The following is a 26,095-nucleotide window of genomic DNA, read 5'->3' as shown; positions in this document are numbered from 1 at the left end:
ATCTTCCATCTGCATAGTGGTTGAAAGAGCTGTCTCAGCTGAGGATTATTCGCAGCGAAATGACATAATAAATCCCGTCCCGCGTGGAAGTGTCTCCAATACAGGACGGGTTTTACACCATTGAAAATTAGAATGGATTGGTAGCCCATTGAAGGGACTGTTTAATGAAGATTCTTGGATGAAGCTTCAATTGAGCCGTCATATACTCGGCGATATCCTCCGGCTGCATATATTTTTCCTTATCCTGCTCTTCCAAATGATCTCCAAAGACAAGCTCTGTAGCCACAAGACTCGGGTTCAGGGTGAAGACACGGATGTTGTTTCTGCGCACTTCCTGCATCAGCGCTTCCGTCATTCCCTGTACGGCGAATTTCGAGGCGCTGTAGGAAGTGGATCCTGCAGTTCCCTTTATACCATTGCTTGAAGAAACGTTGATGATATCCCCATGATTTTTCTCCATCATATCGGGGAGGACCGCCCTGGTCACATGGTAGGTACCGAATACATTGACTTCAAAGGTACGTTTCCAATCTTCAGGATCGATATTCAGGAAATCCCCGTAAAGCCCCATGCCGGCATTGTTAATGAGGATATCGGCAGAGCCGATACGCTCTTTTAATTGTTCAACCGCCTGTTCTACGTCTGACTGCCGGGCAATATCCACAGAGACTGCAGCGGCTTGTACTCCATAAGCCCTTGCTTCATCTGCTGTTTTGTTTAACTCTTCTTCTGTGCGGGCCATTAACCCGACGTGCACGCCCTCAGAGGCAAGTTTGAGAGCGGTGGCTTTTCCGATCCCGCGTCCGGCTCCTGTAATGTAGGCGGTTTTTCCCTTGATTTCCTGTCCCATTTTAATCATCCTCTCCAACATTCTCTCCTAAAGTGTAAACCGAAGAAGAAGAGGAATCAAAAAATGTTACTCCATGTTGAAGTTCTGTGTGCCAAAGTCCTTAATACGAACTTCTGCTTTCACATCAATATCTATCTGGGGGAAGATTTCATCCCATTCGTCTTTATGTTCTTTCCAGTAGTCCGGCTGATGGATGCGGACCCACTGGGAAAGGTGGACAAAATCCGTTTTTAATTCTTTCTGGCCAATCTGAAGAATGGCATTGATCTTATCCTCGATATTTTTGTCCGCGGCTTCCTTTATTCCTTCTTCCCAGCCCGTTTTGAAAACGTTGCGGTCGACGCCCCAGTCCTCACCAAGGGATGTGGTCACCTTTACATCAACACTCATGGAGAGTTCCCCGTTTGAGAAAGAAACGTCAAATTTGGAATCGGCCCCCTTAATTTCCAGTACCACCGGTCCGTCCGCTATAATTTTTTCGCTTAAATAAAGGTACCCGCCTTCCACATTGTTATGAAGATAACGGATGCCTTCCATCTTTTCAAGTGGAATCCAGCCGATATATTGGGACGTTTTTCCTGAAATGACGCCGGCTCCGTAGGATTTGATATTTCCATTAATCATAGCCATTCCAGGTATAATAAAGCTTCTTTTTTCTGAAATATACTGGGACATATCTCCGATCGTTAAGTTTTTAGGGTTGGTATTATTCTTATGGTAGTTTTCACTTAATTCTTTAATTTGGATGGATGGAAACAGCTCTTTTTCCGGCTGGGCGTTGAATATGTTCTGAACAGGATCCATTGTAATGAATACTGGAACAGTCCGGCGGAATTCGTGGTCGCGGATATAAAGGTCAATCAATTGACTGAGTTGTTCTTTTTCGAGCAGTTTGGTTGAAAATAAAATCGATTTTAAATGAGTATAGTTTGGCGGACGGTTACTCTCGAGTGAGTTCTCACGAATCATCTCAAACAGCGTTGTTCCGGTTGATTCGAGATTTTGATACGGGCTGTCCTGCTGGGAACTGTCCTGTTGTGTAGGAATCTGTCCAGGCTTTACATATTGATTAATCATTAACATGCGGTCCTCTTCGGCAACGTCTAAAGCAAGTCCGGTAACAATACCGACATCTTCAATTTCCTTAATATCCCAGCACCCAGTTAACAGGAAAGCCGAACAAACCAGACAGAAAATAGGTTTAAGTGTCATGCGTCTGCCTCCTCATCAATGATACGAGCAGTAACAGTCCAGGAAATCCGATGACCGCAGCCGCACTGATCCATTGAATGTGAGAGGAGTAATCCAACACTTCTGTAAGACCTTCCGGATAAAGGGTGATAGTGAAAATCAAAAGGCCTGCGGCAGCCATACACCACCAGCCCGGCTTCGTTACTTTCCCAATGCCGAGAATCATTCCATAAGTGTAAGTCACGAATGAAGTGAATACAGTGATCAGCCAGCCGAAAATGAAAATCAATTCAAAACGTTCAAAGAAGAAACCTTGAAATTCAATGCTTTTGGCCATCTCGATTGTGGGAAACGTGATTTCCTTTAGTTCCGCTATGCCTAAAACACCGATGGTTAAAATGTGAAAAATCACATAGATCACAGCTGTCACAATAATACTGGTCCATACAGATAAAGCCAGTTTTTTTATTTTTTCCGTTTTTATGAGGGGAGAGAAAATCATCAGGAATTCAATGCCGATAAATGAAAAGAAAGAAATCTTCGATTGGGTGACCGTTGTCATAAGATTGCTTTTCAGGACAGGCCTTAAGTTTTGAACATCCACATCTTTGAAACTCAGAAGAGCAAGAATGAGAAACATGAACATCATGACAGGAAAGTACAGCTGGAAAAAACGGACGACATCTCCAGGTCCGTTGCTGATTAAATAAAGGCTGACCAGCAGAAATGATCCAATGATGATATATAAGGGAGTGGTATCCAACAGGTAATTTTTTATAATCGCTGTCGTCACTCTTAAAATATAGGAGGCTACAATGAGACAGTGAAAAATGAAAAAGAGGTTGATCAGCGTTCCGATCCATCTGCCTGTGATCTTTTTTGACATATCAAAGAAAGTGAGACCTGGATAACGGGTCACTAATAAAACATACAAAGTGGCGATCAGGCACATAAGAAAAGCGCCGATGATGATACTGACCCATAAGTCCGGGGAGTTCACAGCATTGGCCAGGTCGCGCGGCATCAAAATGATCCCTACGCCGATCATCGCTGATATAAAGATGACGATCAGCTGAAGGGAAGTCAATTGTCTTAAATCACTCATCCAAACCACCTTCTTTATCAAATCGTAACCGGATCAATGTGTCTTTCCATCTGTTTGGGTAATAAGGAGCAAAGGGTTCCAGGTAAGGGACTGTAAAGCTGTTCAACCGAATCAAATGGATACTCAGAATAAAGACGGCGAGGATTATGCCGTAAATCCCGAGCATAGCAGCGACAAACAACATGACGAAACTTACCGTTCTTAACGCAAGGCTGAGGCTGTAGTCGACAATGGTAAAGGAGCAGATAGCTGCAAAGGAGACGACGATGATCATTAATGGACTGACGATTCCGGCTGTTACAGCTGCCTCACCTATTACTATGGCTCCTACAATGCTGACAGCCGGTCCAATAGGCTTAGGCAGACGAATGCCGGCTTCCCGGAGGATTTCAATCGTCATCTGCATAACAAATGCTTCCATGAATGAAGGGAAAGGCACACCTTCTCTTGTCTTGGATATGGAGATGGCCAGATCTGTTGGAATTAATCCATGATGAAAGGAAATCAAAGAGATATAGATAGATGGCAGCATAACAGCAAGAAATGCAGCAGCAAACCGCATGAGACGAATGAGAGACGCAGGAATCCATTTGAAGTTATAATCATCTGATGTCTGAAAAAGGGAATTCAAGGTTACAGGTGCTAACAGTACAGAAGGGGAGCCTTCCACGAAGATGGCCACCTTCCCCTCAGCCAGGGCGTTGGCGACTTTAGCCGGTCGTTCGGTTTCCTGGAGCTCAGGAAATAAAGAGAACGTATTTTTCTCCAGGCTTTGTTCAACCACCCCTCCATCCGGGAGGTAGTCTTCTTTAACGGCCTTTATACGCTTTCTTACTTCTTCCAATAATTTTTCGTTGGCTTCCTCTTCCACGTAGGCAATGGTTACATGGGTGAAAGCTTTCAAACCGAGAGAAAGGTGTTCGAACTTTAAATGTGTAGATCTCAAGTGAACACGGAGGAGCTTGATGTTTGCTTCCAGTGATTCAATAAACCCATCCCGGGCTCCCCGGAGAGTCATTTCAGATACAGGCTCTGATACAGCACGGTAATGGAATCCGCACGTTTCAACAGCATATACAGTTTCTCTCTCGAGCATTAGTGTATATCCATTGAGAAGATGACTGTCCATATCCTTTGCTTGAGAAAGGATCGTCAAAGGTTCTGCTGAAAATGCATGCTCTACGGTTTTGTCCTCCGGGTTGTTCCACTCAAGAAGCGGGGCAAGAATGGAATCCTGGATCTTGGTCATATCTGTAATAGAAGGCATATATAAAACATAAATGTTGTGGGAATCAAATGGGATGGTTTTGATCGTAACGCAGTCATCGTTTTTCTTCTGGGACAGGTACTCCTTGACATTCAACGGAAAGCCCTCCATAAGATTCTTGGAATTTTTATTAGTATGAGCCAATCATGAGGGATTACCCTGAAAAGCGGAACAGCCTTCGAAATGGAAGAAACTGCTTCATTAGCTGCAGAAAAATAACAAAGGATAAGAAGGAAAGGAGGGTGGAACATGGGAAAAAAAGCGAAAAATAAAAGCAAGAAGGATTTAAATGCACTTCGAAGAGAAAAAGGGGAAAAGAATGGTACAGGAAAACAAGATCCATACCGCTGAAAAAAGCCTGCTCCCTTTTGGGGAGCAGGCTTTTCATTACCGGTTGTTTTCTTCGATTTGATCGTTCAATTTTGTAAATCGGTTTTTAATGACAGAAGTATCAGCAAATAAATCATGGATGCCCTGGTGGCGTTTTGTGAAGGCCACGACAAGATAGGGAAGTCCTCCGAGGGCCATGCTGATATAACGTCCGATGCACTCCCGGAAGATAATCTGACCATTACTCATCCTGCTGCGGGTCAGAGACACAACGGATAGACCGAACACCATCTTCCCGAGTGATGCCTGGAAAAACTTGGTCATCAGAATGAAGTACAGGAAGAAAATCAAGGACGTCATGATATTTTCTGCACTGAACAAAGGGATCCACATTTGCGCATCCTCCAGGTTAACGAGGCGCAGCAATGGTTTTGTTACGATGGAATTCACACTCCAGATGACGAGAAGGTCGATGAGATAGGCAAAAAAGCGGGGGATAAATCCCGCAAAAATGACTCTCTGTATATCATCCTTCTGCTGAAGGACTAAAGTGGATAATGGGTGACTGGGTTGTTCAAATTCTGTAGTTTCCATCTTTACTCCTCCTTATTCCGTGTACATGTACATCAATGTCGGACCTTGACGCTCACTGATCAGCTGTTCAATATAACGGATCTCACTGTCTGGCATCAAGCTCTGCGCCATTGGGAAATCAAACAAAGATGTGATTGTATTCTTGTATTCAAACACCTGTGGGTCTCCACCGATTTCTTCTTTTAAAGCAGCAAGGGTATCTTCGCGGAAGCCGATCTGGTCAACAAGTCCGTTTTCAGCTGCCTGCTTACCGGAATAAATTCTTCCATCAGCCAGTTCCTTCACACGGCTTTCAGACATATCTCTTCCTTCAGAAATAACGTCAACGAACTGTTGATAGGATTCATCGACCAAGGTCTGGAGAATTTCCCTGTCAGCCTCCGTCATTTCTTTTGTGGGACTCATAATATCCTTGAACTCGCCACTTTTGATCGTGTTGAATTTGACGCCGTACTCATTAGCGAGCTCCTGATAATTCACACTCTGCATAATGACACCAAGGGAGCCGGTGAACGTGTCGTTGGAAGCATAAATTTGATCAGCGGGCGCAGAAACGTAATACCCGCCGGAAGCAGCCGTGTTCCCCATGGATACATAGATCATTTTGTCTTCTTCTTTAATCTCAATCAGTTTATCATGGATTTCTGCACTCTCATAAACACCGCCGCCCGGCGAGTTCACATATAAGTGCACACCTTTGATGGTTGGATCATTTTTGATCTGCTCGAGTTTTTTCATGAAACGGTCATGCTGATAGCCTCCACCGCTGAACGGATTGGTGTTGGAACCTGGACTGTCCATAATCGCTCCCTCAAGGTTGATTTCTACGATGCGGTTGGATCCAGACCCTTTCTCCACCACTTTTTCTTCCAACTTTTCACTGGAGGAGAAAAGGGACATCGTGCCGTTCTTTTCCTCATCTTCCTGTGATAAAAATGCTCCAGCCGCCTGGACGGCAATCGCTACGATCAGCAGGGCACCGGCAATGACTGCCGCGGTAATTCTTTTTGTCATATGTACTCTCCTTTCAATCTCTTCCATAGTATACATGTTCATCGAATTTCTATCGACAATTACTATACGGATCGGGGAAGGGGTTGGTTTCAAATTTTCCTGATGAACCAGGATTTAGGGGATGACATTAAAATTCAATAACATCATGAAAATATTTGTACGTGAAAGCCTGAATTGTTTTAAAATAAGGGCTGTACATGAATGTCGCAGTAAAGGAGACGTCCTCGTGAAAATCAAGAAGGTATTCGAACTGTTAAACATAGACCCCCAGCCCTTTACAGCACTTGGGCTGGAAAAAGACATAACAGGAATTACAGATGATTCAAGACAGGTGAGCCCTGGTCAAAGATTTACAGCGGTAGAAGGTCATGAGGCAGATGGCCATGATTATATATACGAAGCCTGCCGTAATGGAGCCGCAATCATTGTAGGAAGCAAAAAGCCGGGAAATATCCCCGTACCTTTTTTGTATGTCGAACAACCGAGAAGAGCGCTGGGGATACTGGCAGCGGCTTTTTATCAATATCCCGCACGAAGCAAAACGATAATAGGAGTGACGGGGACCAATGGAAAGACGACCATTACACATCTGCTTCATCATCTTCTGGAGTCCAGCGGTTTTTCCTGCGGACGCTTTGGAACGGTAGGGAATTATATGAATGGGAAATCCGTGGAAGGGTTCCAGACGACCCCCGGCGTGGTGGACCTTCATAAATGGTTGTATGAAAGCAGGGACGATGTGGTCGTGATGGAGGTCTCCTCCCATGGGCTGGACCAGCATCGCCTGGAGGGGGTGTCCTTTGATATCACACTATTTACCAATCTTCAGCAGGATCACTTGGATTACCATCCATCAATGGAAGATTATTTTAAGGCGAAGTCCAAACTCTTCTTTATGATGAAGGAAAGGGGACAGGCCATCATTCATGTGGATGACCCATGGGGGGACAGACTCTCAAGCCTGCTTAAAGACGAAGGACTTGCGGTTACCTCTATAGGTGAAAATGCCGCTTGTGATATCCGGATCGATGAGGTCAATGACGAAGGAGTCCGCGTCTTTGAAGATGGAAACTCTTTTTATTATCCAACCCCCATTACAGGTATCTACAACAGCTATAACACGATTCAGGCTTGTACAGCTGCTGCTTGTTTAGGAGTTTCAAAAGGGAAAATGGTCGATGCTTTAGAATCGTTCCCAGGTATTCCTGGTCGCTTTGAGCAGTATTCCATGCCGAATGGTGTGCATGTGATCATCGACTATGCTCATACAGCAGACAGTATTCGTCACATCCTCCAAACCGCTGCCCGGCAGTTTGACGGGAATATAACTCATGTGTTCGGATTCAGAGGGAATCGGGATGAGTCCAAGCGGCCGTCTATGCTGCAAGCTTCGGCAGAGTGGAGTGACGGCTATATCCTGACCCTTGACGATTTGAACGCGGTGGCTTATGAAGAAATGACGGCCACCCTCTATAAACTACATGAAGAAGAAGGCCGGTCTCACGGGCGGATCATTCCTGATAGAACCTCAGCCATAAAAACGGCCGTCGAGGGTGGCAGGGAAGGAGACGTCATTGTAATCACCGGCAAAGGTCATGAAACATACAAGCAGTCCTATCAACGTCCGTTTACTTCGGACCGTGAGACAGTACTGAACCTGCGTAACGAAATGAAGACCGATGTTCATCAGTATCAATAAAGGATTATCCCGGAAACGTCCAGCAGCTGCTGGACGTTTTTTTACTTATGATTTCTCTTAGGGCTGGATGTCCCGGGGGTACGGTTGATTTTTTTCCATTTCAATCCATTGGCGATGATTCCGATCACACCGGTAATGATAAACAACCATGCCGTCCATACCGCCATATCTTCCAGCTGGCTTGTTAACACCCGGCTTGCTCCCGCAAAAGTCAGGAAAAAACTTGCAATCAAGGCAATTCCTGTTTTTAATTGTTCATTCATGAGCGGATTCACTCCTTTTTGGAACTACTCATCCATCCTATCATATTTTGACGGGCGTCAAAGAACGAGTCTCTGCAGTGGGAGGTGCATTGAAAATAGTGGCGCTCCCTATCTTTCCAGACATATTTGCTTTAAACTATCATAAGAAAATGAATGAAAATGTAGGTGTATAGAATGAATTATATCATTGTAGGAGCTGGGATACTGGGAGCTTCCACAGCTTACCATTTAGCTTCCAAAGGAGAAAAAGTGGCGATTGTAGACCGTGGGGAAGGTGGACAGGCTACACGGAATGCGGCTGGGATCATCTGTCCATGGCTGACAAACCGGACGAGTAAGGACTGGTACCAGCTCGCTGTCAACGGCGCTGGATATTACCCTGAACTGGTGGAGCAGCTTAAGGAAGCTGGTATTTCTGATCCGGGTTATAAAAGGGTGGGCGCACTCAATATATTCGATACCGAAGAAAAGCTTGACCGGAAAGCCGCATATGCAGAAATGCGGAAAATGGAAACGCCGGAAATGGGGGAGATATCGAAGCTGTCTCCAAAAGAAACAAGGGAGATGTTTCCACCTCTTGCGGAACATTACCGCTCTCTTCACCTCTCGGGGGCGGGGAGAGTAAATGGCAGCCGTGTCACCGAATCTCTTTTGAAAGCGGCCGAGCGGAAAGGAGCAGAAGTTATCTATGGGAACGCCTCTTTGCGTACATATAAAGGGGAAATCCAAGGTGTCGACATTGATGGTGTGCCGCAGCATTCCGATCAAATGATCCTTACGAATGGATCCTGGATGCGGGAATTGTTTGCGCCTTCTGCCCTGAGCCCTCGGGTGACCTTCGAGAAAGCGCAGATCATCCACCTTCATCTGACCGGGTATGCAACGGAGCACTGGCCGGTCCTCCTGCCGCCTTTCAGCCACTATATGCTTGGTTTTGAAGAAGGGAAACTTGTTGTTGGAGCGACGAAAGAAAAGATTCAAGAGCATGATTCACGGGTTACAGCTGGTGGCATTCATCAACTGCTGGAAAAAGCTCTTCGCACAGCGCCGGGGTTGAAGGAAGCTGCCTATGTAGAAACGAAGGTAGGGTTCAGACCTTTCACCCCTGGATCGCTCCCTGTCTTCGGGCGGCTGCCTAATCAGCCGCATATCCTTGCTGCCAACGGTTTGGGGGCATCGGGGCTGACGAGTGGACCCTATGTCGGCGCCCAGCTGGCTGCACTTGCAGCAGGGGAGGATACGTCCATGGACGTCAGTCCTTATACTACAGATCGTTTATTTAAGTAAGAGCCTGTGATTTAGTCTATTTGAACATCGATTCAGAACCATGTCCGGATACTTTCTATGAAAAAAGCGTGTAGAGAAACATGAAGTTTCTCTACACGCTTTTTTTATTTGGGATGTCCCTATGACGTGTGAAGGGAAGCTTCTTCTTTGTCCGTTTCCGGTGCAGGAGAAGCTGCTTCTGCTTCATCAGGCGGGTGGGTCTTTTTTACAAAAAATGCAAGCACAATTCCCACAATAGATAAGGCTGTAATGACCATGAAGGCCGTGTTCACTCCAAAAATCGCAGGATGATCAATGGCGGGATCAGCTCCAGCTGATTGGGTTGTTGATGTCATAATCGTTACAAGGACGGCTGTGCCAACAGATGCAGCCACCATCCGCATAGTATTGCTCATCGCAGTCCCGTGCGGAATCAACCGGTTAGGCAGCTGGTTCAATCCTGCCGTTGTCACAGGCATCATAACCATGGAGAGACCGAACATCCGAATGGCATACAGGACTGTAATGGTCGTGAATGTTGTCTGGATATCCAGGAACGAAAAGGCAGCTGTGGCACCGGTGAGGATGATCAGTCCACAGACCGCCAGCAGCCGGGCACCGATTTTGTCAAAAATCCTTCCTGTTATCGGAGACATGAATGCTGTAATAACGGCACCCGGAAGCAGGGCCAGTCCGGATTCGAAGGCTGTAAATTCACGCATGTCCTGCATGTAAAGAGGGATCAAGGTTTCCGATCCGATTAAGCCTAAAAAGGCAATCATGGCAATTCCGGTCGTTATTGAAAAAACAGGATAGCGGAACACACGGAATTCCAGCATCGGATGCTCCATTTTCAACTGCCTTGTTATGAATAAAGCGAGGGCAGCTGAGCTTCCGGCGAGCACGGCTAGTGTGAATGGCGAAGACCATCCGGCGTTTCCTGCCAGTGTAAAGCCATACAAAAGTCCTCCAAATCCTGCTGAAGACAGGATGATGGATAAGGGATCGACCGTTGGATAGGTCAGTTTTGTTACATTTTTCAATATGAAATACGCAACAATGATGATAAGAATGGGCAGCGGGAGAATAAGCCAGAATAAAAATCTCCAGCTGAATTCAGAAGTGATCCACCCTGACAAGGCGGGGCCGATGGCCGGTGCAAAAGAAATGACCAGTCCAATGTAACCCATGGCCGTGCCGCGCCGTTCGACAGGGAAGATCATTAAGAAAACAGTCTGCATCAATGGCAGCATCACACCTGCTCCCATGGACTGGACCACCCGGCCGAATAAGAGCATAGGAAAGTTTGGGGCAATCCCTCCGAGGATGGTCCCTACTGTGAAAATTCCCATGGCACTTAAAAATAGCTGCCTGGTGGAAAAACGCTCAATTAAAAAGGCGGTCACTGGTATCATGACGCCGTTGACAAGCATGAATACGGTTGTCAGCCACTGGGCCGAGTTGGCCGACACGTTCATTTCATCCATAATCGGTGGGATGGCTGTGATCATCAGCGTCTGATTTAATATGGTTATAAACGATCCTGCAAGCAGTAAAGCTGCCATCAGGATTCGGTTGGGGGTCTGTTCAGACACATTCCTTCCTCCTTTTTGAACTTACTAAACGTCCATTATACGCCGTGTTCTTCACCGGGAAAAACATTCTGCTCTCATAGGTGACAGATATATTATTATGTAAACAAAAGGGGTATGAAAAAAGCCCTCAGTTCTTTGCTGAAGGCTTCCTTGTTATATTCCTTTATACACAGGCCGGCCGACAGAGGAGTAATAAAGAGGCAGATGTAAAGCTTGTTTAATTTCGTAACAATTTCTTCCATCAAAAATATTGGCTTCCTTCATCAGAGAAGGATAACGGGCTGGAGGGAAGTCTACGATTTCTTTCCATTCTGTACAGATGACGGCCAAATCAGCACCTGTCAATGCTTCTTCCATCGATTCTGCCAGAGGAATCTGCCATATCCGTTTCCTGCTTTTACTGATAAGAGGATCATATCCAATGACCATTGCTCCTTCCGAGGTAAGAAGATTAATGACCTCCCGGGCGGGAGAAAGACGCAGGTCATCTGTATTGGGCTTGAACGTTAAACCAAGCACAGCGGCTTTTTTTCCTTCTATAGAGCCAAACCGGTCAAGGATCTTTTGTAAGAAAGTCCCCGGCTGTTTTCGATTGACTTCATTGATAGAGGAAAGCAGGGGGACGGGCAGTTTTTTCTGCTCGGCTGAATAAAGCAGAGCGGCTGTATCCTTAGGAAAACAAGAGCCGCCGTAACCGATACCGGCCCTTAGGAAACTTTCACCGATCCGTTTATCCATCCCCATTCCTGCAGCCACCATCGTGATGTCGGCTCCTTCAGCTTCACATAAGGACGCCATCTCATTGATAAAGCTGATTTTGGCTGCCAGAAAGGCATTGGATGAATATTTGATCATTTCTGCTGTCTGTGGATCTGTATGAAGCACCGGGGCAGGGAGACTCTCGTAAATATGCTCAACGAAGGCAGCGGCATAAGGATCGGTTGAACCGATAACAATACGATCACTGTAAAAGAAATCGTTGACGGCGGAGCCCTCTCTTAAAAATTCGGGGTTGGAAACCACTTGGACGGATCGGCCGGTCGTTCGGTCCAGCCGAACTTTAATATCTGCATGAGTACCGGCAGGAACTGTACTTTTGATGATGAGGACCGTATGGCTTTGAAGAAATGGAGCTATATCGCGGACAGCGGTATGCATGTACGATAAATCGGCACCCCCGTCTGCGCGCGAAGGTGTCCCGACAGCAATGAAAACCGCTTCTGCATGCTGGACAGCTTCTTCCGGACTTGTCGTATAAGAAAGGCTGCCGGCGGCTGTACATGTTTCGTGAAGCTCCTGTAATCCCGGCTCGAAAAGAGGGAGGTGTCCCCGGCTGATCTGGTCAATTTTAGATTCATCAACATCCATACAAGTGACATGGTGTCCGCGGGAAGCCAGGCAGATTCCTGTAACCAGTCCCACATACCCTGTTCCAATGACAGCCAGCTTATTCACATCATCATCTCCTTTTTACGCATGAGACAGCACCGGTACTTCTTCCACGATGGTTTGATACTCCTGCAGCAATCCATAGAACACAGCATCCCAAGAACGGGTTAAGGCATAGGCTCTGGCTTTTTCGCTCATGGCCTTCAGTAAAAGCGGATCCTGCAGCAGGTATGTGACTGCTGAAACGAAACTGGAAGGGTCATCTGGTGTACAGGTCCATCCTGTTTTCCCGTGCTGGACGATTTCCTTGACGCCCCCGGAATCTGCTACAACGGCCGGCGTTCCAGATGCCAGGGCCTCCAGCACGACATTTCCGAATGTCTCCGTCGCAGAGGGGAAGACGAGCAGAGCGGATTCTGCATAGATCCGGCTCAAATCCATGCCACTTTTGTAACCGGTAAAGGTCATGTTGGCCGGTGCTTCCTGTTGAAGTGTTTGATATAAAGGCCCTTCACCGACTATCATCCAATGAATATACGGATGCCATTCTGACGGGAGGGCGGCAGCTGTTTTCATGAGAATGTCCAGTCCCTTCTCGGGAGCCAGCCGGCCGACATACGTTAAGATGAATGGTTCAGTGACCCCGAATGTGTCTCGCAGGTAAGTAGACTGTGGCTGTGGGTGGAAATGATCACTGTCGACGCCTCTTGACCAGATGCACACATTGGACAATCCTTTCTTAAGCAGCTCGTCCCTCGTCTCTATGGACGGGACGAAAATCCGTTTGAAAGGCTTGTGAAACCACCGCATATACTTCCAGATCAGCGGGGTTAAACAGGACATTTTGTAAAAGTCCAGGTACTTGTGAAAATGTGTATGGTACGACCCGACCAAAGGGATGTTCAATTTCCGGGCATAATGATGCCCTGTCAACCCCATATTGAACGGTGTCGCAACGTGAATGATGTCTGGTTTGAACTGTTCCAGTTCCGTTCGAATATGGGATAGACGGGGGAGGGCCAGCCGGCATTCCGGGTATAACCAGAAAGGAAGACTCTTAAAGCGGTGGATGTTCTCATTATAATCACAGGTTTCAAGGGGATTCGGGGCGAATAGGCGGTAGGACGTCTGCTTGGTTTCCAGGAAATCTGTCCATTTCTTCAGCGTTTTGGCAACCCCATTGATTTGAGGTGCGTAGGTATCGGTGAAAATGGCGACTTTCATGATTTTCCCCCTCCATGTTTTTCACGCATGTCTACTGGTATTTATTTATTCGCCTGAAAAAACGATTATGCGGAGGAGGCGGATATCCAGGTGAACTTTACACAGCGTTCATAATGTACATTTGGAAACAGCAAAAAACCTGCCTGGGCAGGTTTGAACATACGTATAGGAGGATGGTTGTCGGTTTCCGCTTCTTTTCCGGGGCATGGGTAAAGTAGAAAGATTTATGCGGATTTTTTAGAGATGGACTGCTGGCTTACTGCTTTTAAGAGAATCATTTTGTCCTTGTTTGTCAAACGCGTCCAAATACCAACTTTGATTTTCATTGGTTTTCCTCCTCAGGGGTTTGAATGGATTTGGTGACAAGTGGCGAACGGAGAGAACCGATTTGTTAGTACTTAGCATATACCGTCATTTCAACGGTTTTAAACCACAAAAATATCTACATAATTCGATGGATGTTTCTGTAATAGAGAGGTAAACACATAGTTTTGTCGAATAAACAGGCAGAGGAAAAGAAAAGTTCTGTTATTCTAGCTGATTCATGAACATTTTGTAAAAAAGAAATGAGGTCTGATCTTGATTATTTATGAATTTCAGTCTGAGGAAGGGTTCAGCACAAAAATTGGAGAGCTGGTCTGGATGATGAATCACGTCCGGTCGGTCACGGTGGAAGAGATCCGTCATTTGACCGTGGACGAATTGGATCAAAGGGAGGAAGGGGGAAATTCTATTGGAGCTCTCCTCCTTCATACGGCTGCTGTAGAATATGTCCATCAGGTGATCAGTTTTGAACAGCGAGACCTGAATGAAGAGGAGGAACAGCGGTGGGGAGATGCCCTGATGCTCGGAAGAGGAGCGGCGGAGTCCATCCATTCGGCCCCCGTTTCCTTTTATATTAAACAATTGAAAGACGTCCGCCGCAGGACAATGGAAAGGCTCAAAGAGAAAGAGGATGAGTGGCTTTATGAACCAAGGACATGGCCGAACGGTGTCGTCCATAATCCCTGCTGTCTCTGGTTTCATGTGATGGAAGATGAAATCAATCACAGAGGTCAAATCCGCGCGCTGGTAAGAAAAAACAAATCCATTAATTAGGAAAGGGAAATACATATGCTTCGATTTATTGACGGACATCACGATACGCTGTTGGAACTGAATGATGGATCTGACGCTTTCTTTACGGGACTCCCATCTGCTCATCTGGACTTTACCCGTGGAAGAAAAGCAGGTTTTGCGGCCGGGTTCTTTGCGGTTTTTGCTCCCAATCCAAAATCAGATCCTGATCCCGGCATTGTCCATACACAGGCAGGTTATATGAAATCTCTGCCTCCAAGACTTTCAAGGGAATATGCACTCGCTGCTGCTGCCAGGTCAATGACCCGTTTTTTCCAATTGGAAGAATTGTCAAAGGGAACCTTCAAAACGATACGGACGATAACAGATTTGAAGAGAGCCGTAGACGGGGAATGGATGGGAGGGATTCTCCACATGGAAGGCGCAGAGGCCATCGATAAAGATCTTGATTTGCTATATGTGTTTTACAAAGCAGGGCTTCGGTCCATCGGGCCTGTCTGGAGCAGGTCGAATCCATTTGGGGAGGGCGTCCCTTACGGGTATCCCTCTTCTCCTGATACCGGCCCGGGGCTGACACCTGAAGGGAAAGAACTCGTTCGAAAGTGCTGTGAACTGGGTATCATGGTTGATCTTTCTCATTTAAATGAGCAGGGATTCTGGGATGTGGCAGCGATTTCCGATAAACCCTTAGTGGCTACACATGCCAACGTTCACAGGATCTGCCCGGTATCAAGGAACCTAACAGATCCTCAAATCGATAAGATAGGGCAGTCCGGTGGTCTGATAGGGGTGACGTACAGCATTGATCCGAATATGGTAACCCCCCGTGCTGAAGGGGATCCTGAGGCTTCCCTGGAGGATATTGCTGATCATATCGATTATGTCAGAAACCGGATTGGTGTAGACCATGTTGCCTTAGGGTCAGATTTTGACGGTACGATGGTGCCGGATGCTATGAAGGATGTCACAGGGGTTCCCATGCTTTTAAGTGTGCTTGAGCGAAGAGGGTGGAAAAAGAACGAACTGGAGCAGCTGACGAATAAAAACTGGGTCAGGGTGCTGGAGCAGACCTGGAAAGAATAAAAAGAGCCTCCGGGCAGATCCCGGAGGCTTTTATTTAAGAACGATGTTTTTGATAAGTAAGAGGTTTTGTTAACGACTGGATCTTCCTGTACGTTTCATCTGTTAGAGCAGGAGCGGTCCTGTATGTCAGGCTGTCAGCCAATTGGTCCGTCGTCCGCGCGCCAAAAACGGCGGAGGCCACTGCAGGGTGGTGGAGGACATACTGAAGGGCGAGCGCTTCTGCGTTTTTATCTGAATCTGTTAAGGACGGCCACTCTTCAGCGATGGCCAGCACTTCATCCCTGCTGTATTCCAGATACCCGTCTTCTGCTTTCGACGCTGCTTTTTCAGGCCCCTGGCTTGAAAGCATTCCTTTGGCTAATGGACCGCGGGCCAATACACTGATGTCATGGTCAGAAAGATAGTCGAGAAGCTCCTCCGGGCGCCTGTCCAAGGCATTGTACTGCATCATTATGCTTACGATGTTCGATTTTTCCACGTATTGTTTAATCACATTCGGGCGGATGGATGATATTCCGTAGGCGCGCACCAATCCTTCGTCCACGAGTTCATCAAAAGCCTGGATACTTTCATCTACAGGGTCCTCAATCGTGCCCCCGTGAAGTTGATATAAATCGATATAATCCACATCGAGCCGTTTCAGACTGCTCTTCACCCCTTCTTTGATGTGTTTTTTAGAAGGGTCCCAGGTCCAGCCTTCTTCCCCGGGGGTGAATTTATTACCGACCTTTGAACCAATGATCACGTCATCTCGGCGTCCTTTAACGGCCTGACCTACGATTTCTTCATTTTGTCCATAGTCGTACAAGTCAGCGGTGTCCAGATAATTAATGCCGGAGTCCAGAGCCTCGTGGACGATGTCTTCTGCTTTAGCGTAGTCGGTTCCCAGGGACATGCACCCCAGCCCGATTTCTGATACGTATAAATCTGAATTTCCAAGGCGTCGTTTCTTCATAGAATCATCCTTTCCTGTATAGTTTATCGTAATATTCATTGTAGACGCTACTCCTGTGATAGAATGGCGGTAGATAATCAGAGAGGATGAAATCGATGAAAAAATTTGAAGAGAAAACCTACCAGACCGAAACCATATATACAGGTAAAATTGTCCAGCTTGACGTAGACAGTGTTACTTTACCCGATGGGCATACATCTAAACGGGAGCTCATCAGACATCCGGGAGCGGTGGCGGTTATCGCGACGACCCAGGAAGGGAAACTCGTCCTTGTGGAACAGTATCGAAAAGCGATGGAGAAAAGCATCGTTGAAATTCCTGCGGGCAAGCTGGAATCGGGAGAGGAACCGAAAGCATGCGCCATGAGAGAGCTTGAGGAGGAAACCGGTTATACAACCGAAGATTTGGAACTGGTCACATCTTTCTACACATCCCCGGGTTTTGCAGATGAGCTCGTCTATGTTTATTTCACAGATCATATCAAGCCGATGGATATCCAGCCGGACGGGGATGAAGACGAATTTGTAGAAGTGATGGAACTGACTCTGGACGAAGCGGTCCAGCTGGAGAAAGACCAGCGAATTCATGATGCGAAAACAGCCTACGCCCTCCTATATCTGCAGTTGAAGCAGAAATGAAGGATTACTTCGCAGATTTACATATCCATATCGGGCGCGACTGGAACGGTGGTCCTGTGAAAATTACCGGATCCAAGAAGCTGACCCTTACGAACGTGGTTGAAGAAGCTTCCCATTCCAAAGGACTGGATGTGGTAGGGGTTATTGATACCCAGTCTCCTGCTGTCCAGGATGAAATTCAATCCCATATAACGAACGGTCAGGCAAAGGAGCTTCAGGATGGCGGTATTCAATACAAGCATACGGTTTTGATTCTTGGAGCAGAGATTGAAGTATATGATGCTTCCTGTTCAGGTCCTGTGCATCTGCTCTGTTATTTTCCGTATTTGAGGGATATGGTTCGTTTTTCAAGCTGGCTTTCCAACAAAATGAAAAACATCTCCCTGAGCTCCCAGCGTTTCTATGGTACAGCCCGGGAGCTCCAGTCGTATGTCAGGGAGCACGGAGGACTCTTTATCCCGGCCCATATTTTCACCCCTTTCAAAAGCCTTTATGGCAGGGGAGTGCGGACGTCATTAATAGAAGTATTGGACAGTACCGCCATTGATGCTGTTGAACTTGGGTTGAGTGCGGATACGGAGATGGCTTCGCATATCTTTGAACTTCAGCCTTATACGTATGTAACCAATTCAGACGCCCATTCTACGGCCAACATGGCCAGGGAATACCAAACCATTCAGATGGAAACCCCTTCATTTGAAGAGCTGCGTCTGGCTCTGCACAATCTTAGAGGAAGGAAAGTGAAGGTCAACTATGGTATGAATCCGAGAATGGGCAAATACTTTCAGACGGTATGTGCCGCCTGTCTGCAGCAACAGTCTGACAATCAGGAAAGACGCTGTCCTTCCTGCGGGAAAGGAAAATGGATCAAAGGGGTGTCCGATCGAATCCGTGAGTTGTCAGACAAGCGTCAGGAGCGGGAAAGGCCGCCATATATTCCACAGGTGCCTCTCCATACCCTTCCAGGAATCGGCCCGAAAACCTATCAAAAGCTGATAGAAGCGTTTCAAAATGAGATGAATATCATTCATCACACAGCCGAACAGGACCTGGCCGGTATCCTGCCCGAACCGACCATTGAAAAAATGATCGATATGAGGCAGGGGCGGCTTTCTATCTCCAAAGGCGGGGGAGGGAAGTACGGGAGGATCCGCTAGCTTTTTCAGGTCTACTTTTTCATTTTTTCTCATAGATTGGTCATAGACCAGGTAGGAGAAAGGATGAGGGATAATGCACCAGGGCATGCGGATGGTTAAAAATGATGTACAGTCGCATATGAATATTTTCGTATTCATTTTTGTGTTGTTTCTTATGGGAATCATTTTCGGGGCTGTCATCGTAAACAGTATGAACTTTGTACAAAAACAAGATCTCTTTTTCTATTTGAAGCAGTTTTTTGAGCAGCAGGCTTCGTCTCCTGGAACGGGAAAAGCTGTTTTATGGAAGGACAGTGTGCTTTACCATGTAAAGTATATGCTGCTGTTGTTTCTGCTGGGCATTTCCGTCATCGGTATGCCTGTCATTACTGTGCTGCTATTCATTAAAGGACTGGTGCTCGGCTTTTCCGTCGGCTTTCTTGTCAACCAGATGGGATGGTACGGTCTGCTGATTTCCACCGTTTCCATAGCACCCCAGAATTTGATTATCATTCCCGTTTACCTGATCGCCGGCTCTCTTGCCTTGATATTCTCACTTACCCTCTGTAAGCAGCTTTTTATAAGAAGGGTGCACCAGCCTCTTATGAAGGGGTTCGTCCGGTACAGTGGATTGTTCGGCGCATTGATGGCTGTGCTGATGGTATCTTCCGTGATTGAGGTTTTTATTTCAAATTCTATTTTGGAACTGGTTTTAAAGTGGCTTTACGAATGAATAAATCCGCCGCCAGATAATAACGATTATCATTAACAGATTAAAATGATTATAATTTGACACTCGTTCTGTCTCTGATTATAATGAGAATGGTAAGACGAGGGAGGGACGAACGATATGGAACATCGTATAGAAAAGATAAAGAAGCAGCTGCATTCCCAAAGTTATAAGCTTACACCACAGCGGGAAGCAACTGTACGGGTTTTACTGGAAAACGAAGAAGATCATTTAAGTGCGGAAGATGTTTACCTCCTCGTAAAAGAGAAAGCACCTGAAATTGGTCTTGCTACCGTATATCGTACACTTGAACTTTTATCAGAATTGAAAGTTGTCGACAAAATCAATTTTGGAGACGGCGTTTCCCGTTATGATCTTAGAAAAGAAGGGGCCGAACATTTCCACCACCATCTCGTCTGCATCGAATGTGGATCCGTGGAGGAAATCGAGGAAGACCTTCTACTTGATGTTGAAAAAATAGTTGAAAGTCAGTGGGGGTTTGAAGTGAAGGATCACCGTTTGACCTTTCACGGCATCTGCCGGGTCTGTCAAAAGCAGGCGGTCGCTGCTTCATCTGCGGAAGAAAATAAAAAATGAACGCCGGAGGCCGCTATGCAGAATCATAGTGGCTTTTTTTATAGAGGGACCGGGCAGATGTTAAGCATCTGCTCGTTTTTATTTACAAATGAAGAAAAATCGTGTACGTTAATGCTAGATGGACTTGTGTTCTAGATACGGATGCTTTCACCTCCGCTGCGTATATTTTGAGCTGTTTCCGGCATATCCTTGAATAAAGGACAGCGGTGGGGGTGATGGAGTGGGCCGGCTTCGGCATAGTTTAAGAGATTTAGTCAAAGTCCTCTTAGTTTTTACTGTCTGCACGTTCGTCTTTTACATGGCATTGAGAATGGTTCATGGAGAATACGAAAGGCAGCATCGATATGATCCTCCAGGGGGATCAGCCGTAAAGGTGTCCAGTTCTCAAGATTCTGATTGGGCCGATCGTCTATCGATATTTTTTCGATTAGGAGAGTAGGTGGAAGATGCAGTATGCTCTTGAAGATTTTTATCACTATTTAACGGTGGAGCGCGGACTTTCACCCAACACAATACAATCCTATAAAAGGGATCTTACGCAGTACACGGCGTTTATGCAGGAAAAAGAACAGATTAAATCGTGGGATGTGGTGACGAGGGCCCATATTATGAAATACCTCCACCACTTGAATGATCAAGGGAGATCTCCGGCTACGACGGCACGTTTTCTGTCTTCCATCCGTCTTTTTCATCAGTTTTTGATCAGGGAGAAAAAGACAGAGCATGACCCGAGCCTACATATAGAAACACCGAAAAAGGAACGCCGGCTTCCTAAAGTTCTTTCTTCGGATGACGTGGATAAACTCTTGAACATCCATGCCAGGGATCCTCTTTCCTCAAGGAATAAAGCCATGTTTGAAATGCTTTATGCCACAGGGCTCCGTGTAACGGAACTGGTGTCTCTGAAGGTCAGTGATCTCCATTTGACGATGGGATTTGTCCGCTGCCTTGGCAAAGGATCCAAAGAACGGATCATTCCTCTAGGGGATATGGCGAAAGAAGCCGTGGAAAATTATTTGGATACAGGCCGTGGTGCGCTGGTCAAACAGAAAAACACGGAAGAATTATTTGTGAATCATCATGGGAATAAGCTGTCCAGGCAAGGATTTTGGAAGATTCTGAAAGCGGTTGCTCGAGAGATGGGGGTGGAGAAAGAACTGACTCCACATACGCTCCGCCATTCGTTTGCCACTCATCTGCTTGAGAACGGAGCGGATTTAAGAGCAGTACAGGAAATGCTGGGACATGCAGATATTTCCACGACACAGATTTACACACACGTCTCAAAAACAAGGTTGAAAGATGTTTACCGCTCGTATCATCCGCGAGCGTAAACTTTTTTTGCTTTACAGATGTCTGACATCCTACATCTATGGAAAAAGGGTAGTTTCAGACGAATTTGGGAAATTAAAAAACAGGAGGGATCGTTGATGAATTCATTTAAACGCGTATTTTTGGTTGTGATGGACTCCGTAGGGATCGGGGAAGCCCCGGATGCAGGAAAGTTTGGTGATCAAGGAGCAGATACACTCGGACATATCGCCGCCCACATGAACGGCTTGAATATGCCGCATATGGGAGAGCTTGGATTGAGCAACATCAGAAGGATTCAGGGAATTGAACAAGCTTCTGCACCTAAGGCGCATTATACGACTATGGTGGAGGCTTCCAATGGGAAGGATACGATGACCGGTCACTGGGAGATTATGGGGCTTTACATCGACCAGCCGTTCCGCACCTTCCCCGATGGTTTTCCTGACGAACTGCTGGATCAAATCAAGGCAAAGACAGGTAGAGGCATCGTAGGAAATAAGCCGGCCTCAGGAACAGAAATCATTAAAGAGCTTGGCGGACACCATATGGAAACCGGCGATTTAATTATTTATACTTCGGCTGATTCTGTTCTTCAGATTGCTGCCCATGAAGATGTCGTTCCACCCGAAGAACTGTTTGAGATCTGTGAATTCTGCAGGGAGATTACCAAGGATGAGAAATATATGGTCGGCCGCGTCATTGCCCGGCCGTTTGTTGGCGAGCCCGGCGCATTTGAACGTACATCCAACCGTCATGATTATGCTTTGAAACCATTTGGTCGCACAGTCATGAACGAAATGGCAGATGCAGGTCTTGATGTTGTAGCTCTTGGTAAAATTTCCGACATCTATGATGGAGAAGGTGTGACAGAAGCGGTTCGAACGAAGGACAATATGGACGGAATGGACCAGTTAGTGAAATCCATGGATAAAGACTTCCGTGGCATGAGCTTTTTGAACCTGGTTGATTTTGATGCCAAGTACGGCCACCGCCGTGATCCTCAAGGATATGGGGAAGCTTTGGAAGCTTATGATGAGCGCCTTCCCGAAGTATTGGAAAAGATGGAAGACGATGATTTGTTAATCATTACGGCTGATCACGGCAATGACCCGGTCCACCATGGTACAGATCACACGCGTGAACTTGTTCCCCTTGTCGTTTACCATAAAGGAATTGATGTAGGGAAAGAACTGGAGCAGCGCCGGACGTTCGCAGATATCGGGGCCACCATTTCCGATAACTTTGACATTCAAATGCCTGAGCATGGGCAGAGTTTCTTAAAGGATATCCAATAGGGAGGGGTATGATCATGAATCAAACGCAAGTAAAAGAAGCATCTCAATTTATTAAACAGCAGCTCACCGGACAGCCGGGGGTAGGCTTGATTTTAGGTTCCGGCCTGGGGGTTTTAGCGGAAGAAATCCAAAACCCTACAGCCATCCCTTATTCTGAAATTCCTCATTTTCCGGAATCAACGGTTTCGGGTCATAAAGGGCAGCTCGTCATCGGAGAGCTTGAAGGACAGCACGTCATTGCTATGCAGGGCCGCTTCCACTATTACGAAGGCTATACGATGAAGCAGGTTACCTTCCCGGTACGCGTGATGAAAGAGCTCGGGGTTGACACTCTATTTGTCACAAACGCTGCCGGCGGCATCAATACTTCCTTTGAGCCTGGGAACTTGATGGTGATTACCGATCATATCAATAACATGGGGGACAGCCCGTTGATCGGACCAAATGATGATGAACTGGGAGCCCGTTTCCCGGACATGTCTGAAGCTTATGACCGTGAATTGGTTGTTCATGCAGAAAAGGCGGCGGAGAAGTTAAACCTTGGCATCCAAAAAGGTGTGTATGTGGGCAACACGGGTCCTGCCTATGAAACGGGAGCGGAGATCCGCATGCTCCGTACGCTTGGTGGAGACGCTGTAGGTATGTCCACGGTACCTGAGGTCATGGTGGCCAACCACGCAGGGATGAAAGTTCTTGGTATTTCCTGTATCTCCAATATGGCTGCTGGTATTCTTGACCAGCCGCTCACCCATGATGAAGTGATTGAAACAACAGCACAGGTTCGTGAAGATTTTCTCGGGTTTGTTAAGGAACTGCTCCGTACACTTTCTGTTTGACGTGTTTGAAATGAAGCAGCTAAGGTGGTGGCTCTTCAGTCACCGCCTGAAATTCTTAGTAAAAGCAAAGGGTGATAGGACATGAGAATGTATGATGTAATTGTTAAAAAACGTGACGGGGGGAACTCACCAAAGAAGAAATACAGTTTTTTGTGGAAGGGTATACAAAAGGAGACATTCCTGATTACCAGGCGTCCGCCCTTACGATGGCCATCTATTTCCAGGGGATGACACAGGAGGAAACGGCAACGTTGACGAAAGCGATGGTCGACTCTGGTGAAACGATCGACCTTTCGGAAATTGATGGGAAGAAAGTGGATAAGCACTCGACAGGCGGTGTCGGTGATGCTACACCGACAAAGACAATAAAATTCCATCTCAACCTTTCAAAGGGATTGAAGCTCAATTACTTTGAATGGCAAAATCACATTTACAATAAAACTCGTTCTCATTTCAAATCTTTTCTCATCCAAGTATCTAACCCTTTACTAATAGGCAATAAGCTCACCCCTTATCGCCTACATAAACATGCTGGTATGAGTTATTACAGTTGTAGGTCTTATTTAAATCACAGACAATGTTTACCGAATCCTGCCACAATTGAAAAATTGGTAGCCTCATTTGGGAAGACCATTGAGGATTTTATTGATTATTTAGGTTTTTCCTTCGTCAACACTCGTGTCTTTAATGACATCCTAGTACAAACTAATAGGTGGTCGAAGAATTTTAAACCCAATTCAATAAATGTGTGAAATAAGTATATGGAGTATAATTTATGTTCGATATCAATGATTACTTAAGAGTTAAACCAGAACCAAGATATAGATTCAAATTGAGCATGCCTTCATTGTCCAAGAGCGAGACGTATGATTACCAGCATTGGATTGAAGAATTTCATCAGAAAGTGAAAAAAGCTTTCCCTGAATGTATAACTGTAAACCTTGTATCGATGGGGCTTGAACCCACTGCTTCAAACTTGAGTAAAGTTACAGGTATTACAAAACATACCTGTAGGAGATATCTAAATGGTAATTGTATTCCTAGAAAGAAATACATGCTTCGAGTTTTTGATGCTCTTAATTATCCTATAGAAGGTGTTATAGCAATGCTCCGTTTAAACATGAGTGTCAACAACTTTTTCAGTCTGCTTAATAGCGGTCTTAAACCAAAATTATTGGAGAGGTGATTATTATGAGAATGGTTGATGTGATACAGAAGAAAAGAAATGGTGAAGAACTAACTGAAGAGGAAATTAAGTTCTTCGTTGAAGGATACACAGAAGGAAGCATACCTGATTATCAAGCTTCAGCATTAATGATGGCAGTTTACTTTCAAGGTATGAATGACAAAGAAACAGCTACTTTAACACAAGCAATGGTTGATTCTGGGGAGACGATTGATTTATCCTCCATCCAAGGTCATAAAGTAGATAAACACTCAACTGGCGGAGTTGGAGATAAGATTAGCTTCTTAACTGGACCGATTGTAGCTTCTGTAGGGGTTCCAGTAGCAAAAATGAGCGGAAGAGGTCTTGGTCATACTGGCGGTACTTTAGATAAGTTGGAATCACTCAGTGGTTTTAACGTAGAAATTACTAAAGAGCAGTTTATTGAAAATGTAAATAAAAATAAACTTGCTGTAGCAGGACAAACAGGAAACCTTGCCCCTGCCGACAAGAAGCTTTATGCACTTAGAGATGTAACCGCTACCGTTGATTCAATTCCTCTAATTGCTGGTTCCATTATGAGTAAAAAACTTGCTTCTGGAGCGGATAGTATTGTACTCGACGTAAAAACAGGTTCAGGAGCATTTATGAAGACGCTTGAAGATTCTGAAGCGCTTGCTCGTGAGATGGTTAACATCGGCAATAATTTGGGAAGAAATACTGTAGCTGTAATAAGTGATATGAACCAACCTCTAGGTTATGAAGTTGGAAACGCCAATGAAATTAAAGAAGCGGTTGAGGTTCTACAAGGTAAACGTGTAGATGATTTGAGAAGACTTTCACTCGAACTTGCTTCACATATGACGGTACTTGCTGAAGTGTTTGATTCCTATGAAGAAGCATATGCCAAGTTAGAAGAGAACATCGAGAATGGTAAAGCATTTAAAGCATTCCGCAAATTCATTGAAGCTCAAGGTGGAAACGTAGAGATGATTGATGACTTGAGCAAGCTACCATCCGCTAAATATCAGGTTGAAGTAAAAGCAACTAAGAGTGGGTATGTTTCAGCAATTGATGCAGAGTCGATCGGTGTGGCGGCTATGTACCTAGGAGCAGGTAGAGCAACAAAAGATGACCAAATCAATCACGGAGTAGGAATCTCGTTGAAAAAGAAAATTGGCGATGAAGTTTCAGAAGGGGAAGTATTAGTTGTACTTAATGCTGATGATGAGCACCCAACTGATTCGGTGGATAAAGTATTAAGCGCGTACGAAATAAGCGACTCACAGCCTAAAGAACTAACTTTAATTCACAAAGTCATTAAGTAAGAGTAAAAATCAAGCCATTCCTTGGCTTGATTTTTTTATTTCAAGAATTTTTGGAGTTGATTTCTCTAGAACTTCTTTAAACTATAGTTATTGATGAATATTACCTCTAATAGTATCATTGATGTAAGAAAATATTGGTAAGGAATGATGTTGT

25 protein-coding genes and 1 pseudogene are annotated in these 26,095 nt (G+C 45.6%); 15 read left to right on the top strand and 11 right to left on the bottom strand.

The genetic code is table 11. The features are described 5' to 3' along the window. Positions 1-127 precede the first annotated feature (127 nt). The 6 genes from ACXAGL_RS18690 to sppA form a co-directional block, all read right to left on the bottom strand. Positions 128-850: a 3-ketoacyl-ACP reductase gene (locus tag ACXAGL_RS18690; protein ID WP_474992411.1), complete on the bottom strand. Its 723-nt coding sequence runs from the start codon at positions 848-850 to the stop codon at positions 128-130. A gap of 66 nt (positions 851-916) precedes the next feature. After that, a complete protein-coding gene (locus ACXAGL_RS18685; protein ID WP_474992108.1) occupies positions 917-2,062 on the bottom strand; it encodes a Ger(x)C family spore germination protein in 1,146 nt (381 codons plus the stop codon). Continuing rightward, positions 2,052-3,146, bottom strand: a complete 1,095-nt coding sequence (locus ACXAGL_RS18680) for a GerAB/ArcD/ProY family transporter (RefSeq protein ID WP_474992106.1) — start codon at positions 3,144-3,146, stop codon at positions 2,052-2,054. The genes ACXAGL_RS18685 and ACXAGL_RS18680 overlap by 11 nt, the downstream gene beginning before the upstream one ends. Continuing rightward, a complete protein-coding gene (locus ACXAGL_RS18675; protein ID WP_474992104.1) occupies positions 3,139-4,509 on the bottom strand; it encodes a spore germination protein in 1,371 nt (456 codons plus the stop codon). The genes ACXAGL_RS18680 and ACXAGL_RS18675 overlap by 8 nt, the downstream gene beginning before the upstream one ends. Before the next feature lie 291 nt (positions 4,510-4,800). Continuing rightward, positions 4,801-5,337 (bottom strand): RDD family protein, encoded by a 537-nt coding sequence (locus tag ACXAGL_RS18670; RefSeq protein WP_474992103.1) that lies wholly within the window; start codon positions 5,335-5,337, stop codon positions 4,801-4,803. 12 nt (positions 5,338-5,349) lie between these two features. Continuing rightward, complete coding sequence (sppA, locus tag ACXAGL_RS18665) at positions 5,350-6,351, bottom strand: signal peptide peptidase SppA (RefSeq protein ID WP_474968757.1); 1,002 nt, start codon at positions 6,349-6,351, stop codon at positions 5,350-5,352. 226 nt (positions 6,352-6,577) lie between these two features. Between sppA and ACXAGL_RS18660 the strand changes: the two genes are divergently transcribed. Next, a complete protein-coding gene (locus ACXAGL_RS18660) occupies positions 6,578-8,050 on the top strand; it encodes a UDP-N-acetylmuramoyl-L-alanyl-D-glutamate--2,6-diaminopimelate ligase (RefSeq protein WP_474992101.1) in 1,473 nt (490 codons plus the stop codon). Between the two features lie 41 nt (positions 8,051-8,091). Here the strand turns inward: ACXAGL_RS18660 and ACXAGL_RS18655 are convergent, their stop codons facing one another. Continuing rightward, positions 8,092-8,313: a hypothetical protein gene (locus ACXAGL_RS18655; protein WP_474992099.1), complete on the bottom strand. Its 222-nt coding sequence runs from the start codon at positions 8,311-8,313 to the stop codon at positions 8,092-8,094. Positions 8,314-8,487: 174 nt separating this feature from the next. Here ACXAGL_RS18655 and ACXAGL_RS18650 point away from each other — a divergent pair, with 174 nt between their 5' ends. After that, positions 8,488-9,600 (top strand): NAD(P)/FAD-dependent oxidoreductase, encoded by a 1,113-nt coding sequence (locus ACXAGL_RS18650; RefSeq protein ID WP_474992098.1) that lies wholly within the window; start codon positions 8,488-8,490, stop codon positions 9,598-9,600. 119 nt (positions 9,601-9,719) lie between these two features. On the opposite strand, the gene ACXAGL_RS18645 is transcribed toward ACXAGL_RS18650, so the two are convergent. The 3 genes from ACXAGL_RS18645 to ACXAGL_RS18635 form a co-directional block, all read right to left on the bottom strand. Continuing rightward, complete coding sequence (locus tag ACXAGL_RS18645; RefSeq protein WP_474992096.1) at positions 9,720-11,174, bottom strand: MDR family MFS transporter; 1,455 nt, start codon at positions 11,172-11,174, stop codon at positions 9,720-9,722. Between the two features lie 153 nt (positions 11,175-11,327). Beyond that, complete coding sequence (locus ACXAGL_RS18640; RefSeq protein WP_474992094.1) at positions 11,328-12,629, bottom strand: UDP-glucose dehydrogenase family protein; 1,302 nt, start codon at positions 12,627-12,629, stop codon at positions 11,328-11,330. Positions 12,630-12,644: 15 nt separating this feature from the next. Next, the gene (locus ACXAGL_RS18635) at positions 12,645-13,787 is read right to left on the bottom strand and encodes a glycosyltransferase family 4 protein (RefSeq protein WP_474992092.1); all 1,143 of its coding nucleotides are present in this window, start codon (positions 13,785-13,787) and stop codon (positions 12,645-12,647) included. 576 nt (positions 13,788-14,363) lie between these two features. On the opposite strand from ACXAGL_RS18635, the gene ACXAGL_RS18630 reads away from it, so the two are divergent. Continuing rightward, positions 14,364-14,885 carry a DinB family protein gene (locus ACXAGL_RS18630; protein ID WP_474992409.1) on the top strand — a complete coding sequence of 174 codons (522 nt, stop codon included), beginning with the start codon at positions 14,364-14,366 and terminating at the stop codon, positions 14,883-14,885. Positions 14,886-14,900: 15 nt separating this feature from the next. Continuing rightward, on the top strand, positions 14,901-15,947 hold the full coding sequence (locus tag ACXAGL_RS18625) for a dipeptidase (protein ID WP_474992090.1): 1,047 nt from the start codon (positions 14,901-14,903) through the stop codon (positions 15,945-15,947). Between the two features lie 34 nt (positions 15,948-15,981). Here ACXAGL_RS18625 and ACXAGL_RS18620 read toward each other — a convergent pair whose 3' ends face one another. Then, positions 15,982-16,902 carry an aldo/keto reductase gene (locus tag ACXAGL_RS18620; RefSeq protein WP_474992408.1) on the bottom strand — a complete coding sequence of 307 codons (921 nt, stop codon included), beginning with the start codon at positions 16,900-16,902 and terminating at the stop codon, positions 15,982-15,984. Positions 16,903-16,997: 95 nt separating this feature from the next. On the opposite strand from ACXAGL_RS18620, the gene ACXAGL_RS18615 reads away from it, so the two are divergent. From ACXAGL_RS18615 to ACXAGL_RS18565, 11 genes and pseudogenes are all read left to right on the top strand, one after another. After that, the gene (locus ACXAGL_RS18615; RefSeq protein ID WP_474992089.1) at positions 16,998-17,540 is read left to right on the top strand and encodes an NUDIX hydrolase; all 543 of its coding nucleotides are present in this window, start codon (positions 16,998-17,000) and stop codon (positions 17,538-17,540) included. Continuing rightward, positions 17,537-18,697 carry an endonuclease Q family protein gene (locus ACXAGL_RS18610; protein ID WP_474992087.1) on the top strand — a complete coding sequence of 387 codons (1,161 nt, stop codon included), beginning with the start codon at positions 17,537-17,539 and terminating at the stop codon, positions 18,695-18,697. Before ACXAGL_RS18615 ends, ACXAGL_RS18610 begins: the two co-directional genes overlap by 4 nt. Before the next feature lie 73 nt (positions 18,698-18,770). After that, positions 18,771-19,409, top strand: a complete 639-nt coding sequence (gene spoIIM / locus ACXAGL_RS18605; protein WP_474968747.1) for a stage II sporulation protein M — start codon at positions 18,771-18,773, stop codon at positions 19,407-19,409. A 117-nt stretch (positions 19,410-19,526) separates the two neighbouring features. Beyond that, on the top strand, positions 19,527-20,003 hold the full coding sequence (gene fur, locus ACXAGL_RS18600) for a ferric iron uptake transcriptional regulator (RefSeq protein WP_027954489.1): 477 nt from the start codon (positions 19,527-19,529) through the stop codon (positions 20,001-20,003). Between the two features lie 220 nt (positions 20,004-20,223). After that, positions 20,224-20,442 carry a DUF4227 family protein gene (locus tag ACXAGL_RS18595; RefSeq protein ID WP_084163029.1) on the top strand — a complete coding sequence of 73 codons (219 nt, stop codon included), beginning with the start codon at positions 20,224-20,226 and terminating at the stop codon, positions 20,440-20,442. A 7-nt stretch (positions 20,443-20,449) separates the two neighbouring features. Then, positions 20,450-21,337 carry a site-specific tyrosine recombinase XerD gene (gene xerD, locus ACXAGL_RS18590; protein WP_474968746.1) on the top strand — a complete coding sequence of 296 codons (888 nt, stop codon included), beginning with the start codon at positions 20,450-20,452 and terminating at the stop codon, positions 21,335-21,337. Between the two features lie 96 nt (positions 21,338-21,433). After that, positions 21,434-22,612 carry a phosphopentomutase gene (gene deoB, locus ACXAGL_RS18585; protein ID WP_474968745.1) on the top strand — a complete coding sequence of 393 codons (1,179 nt, stop codon included), beginning with the start codon at positions 21,434-21,436 and terminating at the stop codon, positions 22,610-22,612. Positions 22,613-22,626: 14 nt separating this feature from the next. Continuing rightward, entirely contained in the window at positions 22,627-23,448 is an 822-nt protein-coding gene (locus ACXAGL_RS18580) for a purine-nucleoside phosphorylase (protein WP_474992085.1), read from the top strand. Between the two features lie 81 nt (positions 23,449-23,529). After that, positions 23,530-23,801 (top strand): annotated as a pseudogene (deoA, locus tag ACXAGL_RS18575) (pyrimidine-nucleoside phosphorylase); the annotation flags it as partial. Positions 23,802-24,223: 422 nt separating this feature from the next. Further along, entirely contained in the window at positions 24,224-24,634 is a 411-nt protein-coding gene (locus tag ACXAGL_RS18570) for a hypothetical protein (protein WP_474992083.1), read from the top strand. Between the two features lie 5 nt (positions 24,635-24,639). Further along, complete coding sequence (locus ACXAGL_RS18565; protein WP_474992081.1) at positions 24,640-25,941, top strand: pyrimidine-nucleoside phosphorylase; 1,302 nt, start codon at positions 24,640-24,642, stop codon at positions 25,939-25,941. Positions 25,942-26,095 lie beyond the last annotated feature (154 nt).

The sequence above is a fragment of the Halobacillus sp. ABA4_118 genome (genome assembly GCF_056160205.1).
This window is presented reverse-complemented; position numbering and strand designations above follow the sequence as displayed.

Bases quoted from the DNA above. Each gene is read 5' to 3' on its own strand.
- ACXAGL_RS18565 (WP_474992081.1), top strand. From the start codon at position 24,640: ATGAGAATGGTTGATGTGATACAGAAGAAAAGAAATGGTGAAGAACTA.
- spoIIM (WP_474968747.1), top strand. From the start codon at position 18,771: ATGCACCAGGGCATGCGGATGGTTAAAAATGATGTACAGTCGCATATG.
- ACXAGL_RS18625 (WP_474992090.1), top strand. From the start codon at position 14,901: ATGCTTCGATTTATTGACGGACATCACGATACGCTGTTGGAACTGAAT.
- ACXAGL_RS18670 (WP_474992103.1), bottom strand. From the start codon at position 5,337: ATGGAAACTACAGAATTTGAACAACCCAGTCACCCATTATCCACTTTA.
- sppA (WP_474968757.1), bottom strand. From the start codon at position 6,351: ATGACAAAAAGAATTACCGCGGCAGTCATTGCCGGTGCCCTGCTGATC.
- ACXAGL_RS18655 (WP_474992099.1), bottom strand. From the start codon at position 8,313: ATGAATGAACAATTAAAAACAGGAATTGCCTTGATTGCAAGTTTTTTC.
- fur (WP_027954489.1), top strand. From the start codon at position 19,527: ATGGAACATCGTATAGAAAAGATAAAGAAGCAGCTGCATTCCCAAAGT.
- ACXAGL_RS18620 (WP_474992408.1), bottom strand. From the start codon at position 16,902: ATGAAGAAACGACGCCTTGGAAATTCAGATTTATACGTATCAGAAATC.
- ACXAGL_RS18615 (WP_474992089.1), top strand. From the start codon at position 16,998: ATGAAAAAATTTGAAGAGAAAACCTACCAGACCGAAACCATATATACA.
- deoB (WP_474968745.1), top strand. From the start codon at position 21,434: ATGAATTCATTTAAACGCGTATTTTTGGTTGTGATGGACTCCGTAGGG.
- ACXAGL_RS18685 (WP_474992108.1), bottom strand. From the start codon at position 2,062: ATGACACTTAAACCTATTTTCTGTCTGGTTTGTTCGGCTTTCCTGTTA.
- ACXAGL_RS18635 (WP_474992092.1), bottom strand. From the start codon at position 13,787: ATGAAAGTCGCCATTTTCACCGATACCTACGCACCTCAAATCAATGGG.
- ACXAGL_RS18690 (WP_474992411.1), bottom strand. From the start codon at position 850: ATGGGACAGGAAATCAAGGGAAAAACCGCCTACATTACAGGAGCCGGA.
- ACXAGL_RS18680 (WP_474992106.1), bottom strand. From the start codon at position 3,146: ATGAGTGATTTAAGACAATTGACTTCCCTTCAGCTGATCGTCATCTTT.
- xerD (WP_474968746.1), top strand. From the start codon at position 20,450: ATGCAGTATGCTCTTGAAGATTTTTATCACTATTTAACGGTGGAGCGC.
- ACXAGL_RS18650 (WP_474992098.1), top strand. From the start codon at position 8,488: ATGAATTATATCATTGTAGGAGCTGGGATACTGGGAGCTTCCACAGCT.
- ACXAGL_RS18580 (WP_474992085.1), top strand. From the start codon at position 22,627: ATGAATCAAACGCAAGTAAAAGAAGCATCTCAATTTATTAAACAGCAG.
- ACXAGL_RS18610 (WP_474992087.1), top strand. From the start codon at position 17,537: ATGAAGGATTACTTCGCAGATTTACATATCCATATCGGGCGCGACTGG.
- ACXAGL_RS18570 (WP_474992083.1), top strand. From the start codon at position 24,224: ATGTTCGATATCAATGATTACTTAAGAGTTAAACCAGAACCAAGATAT.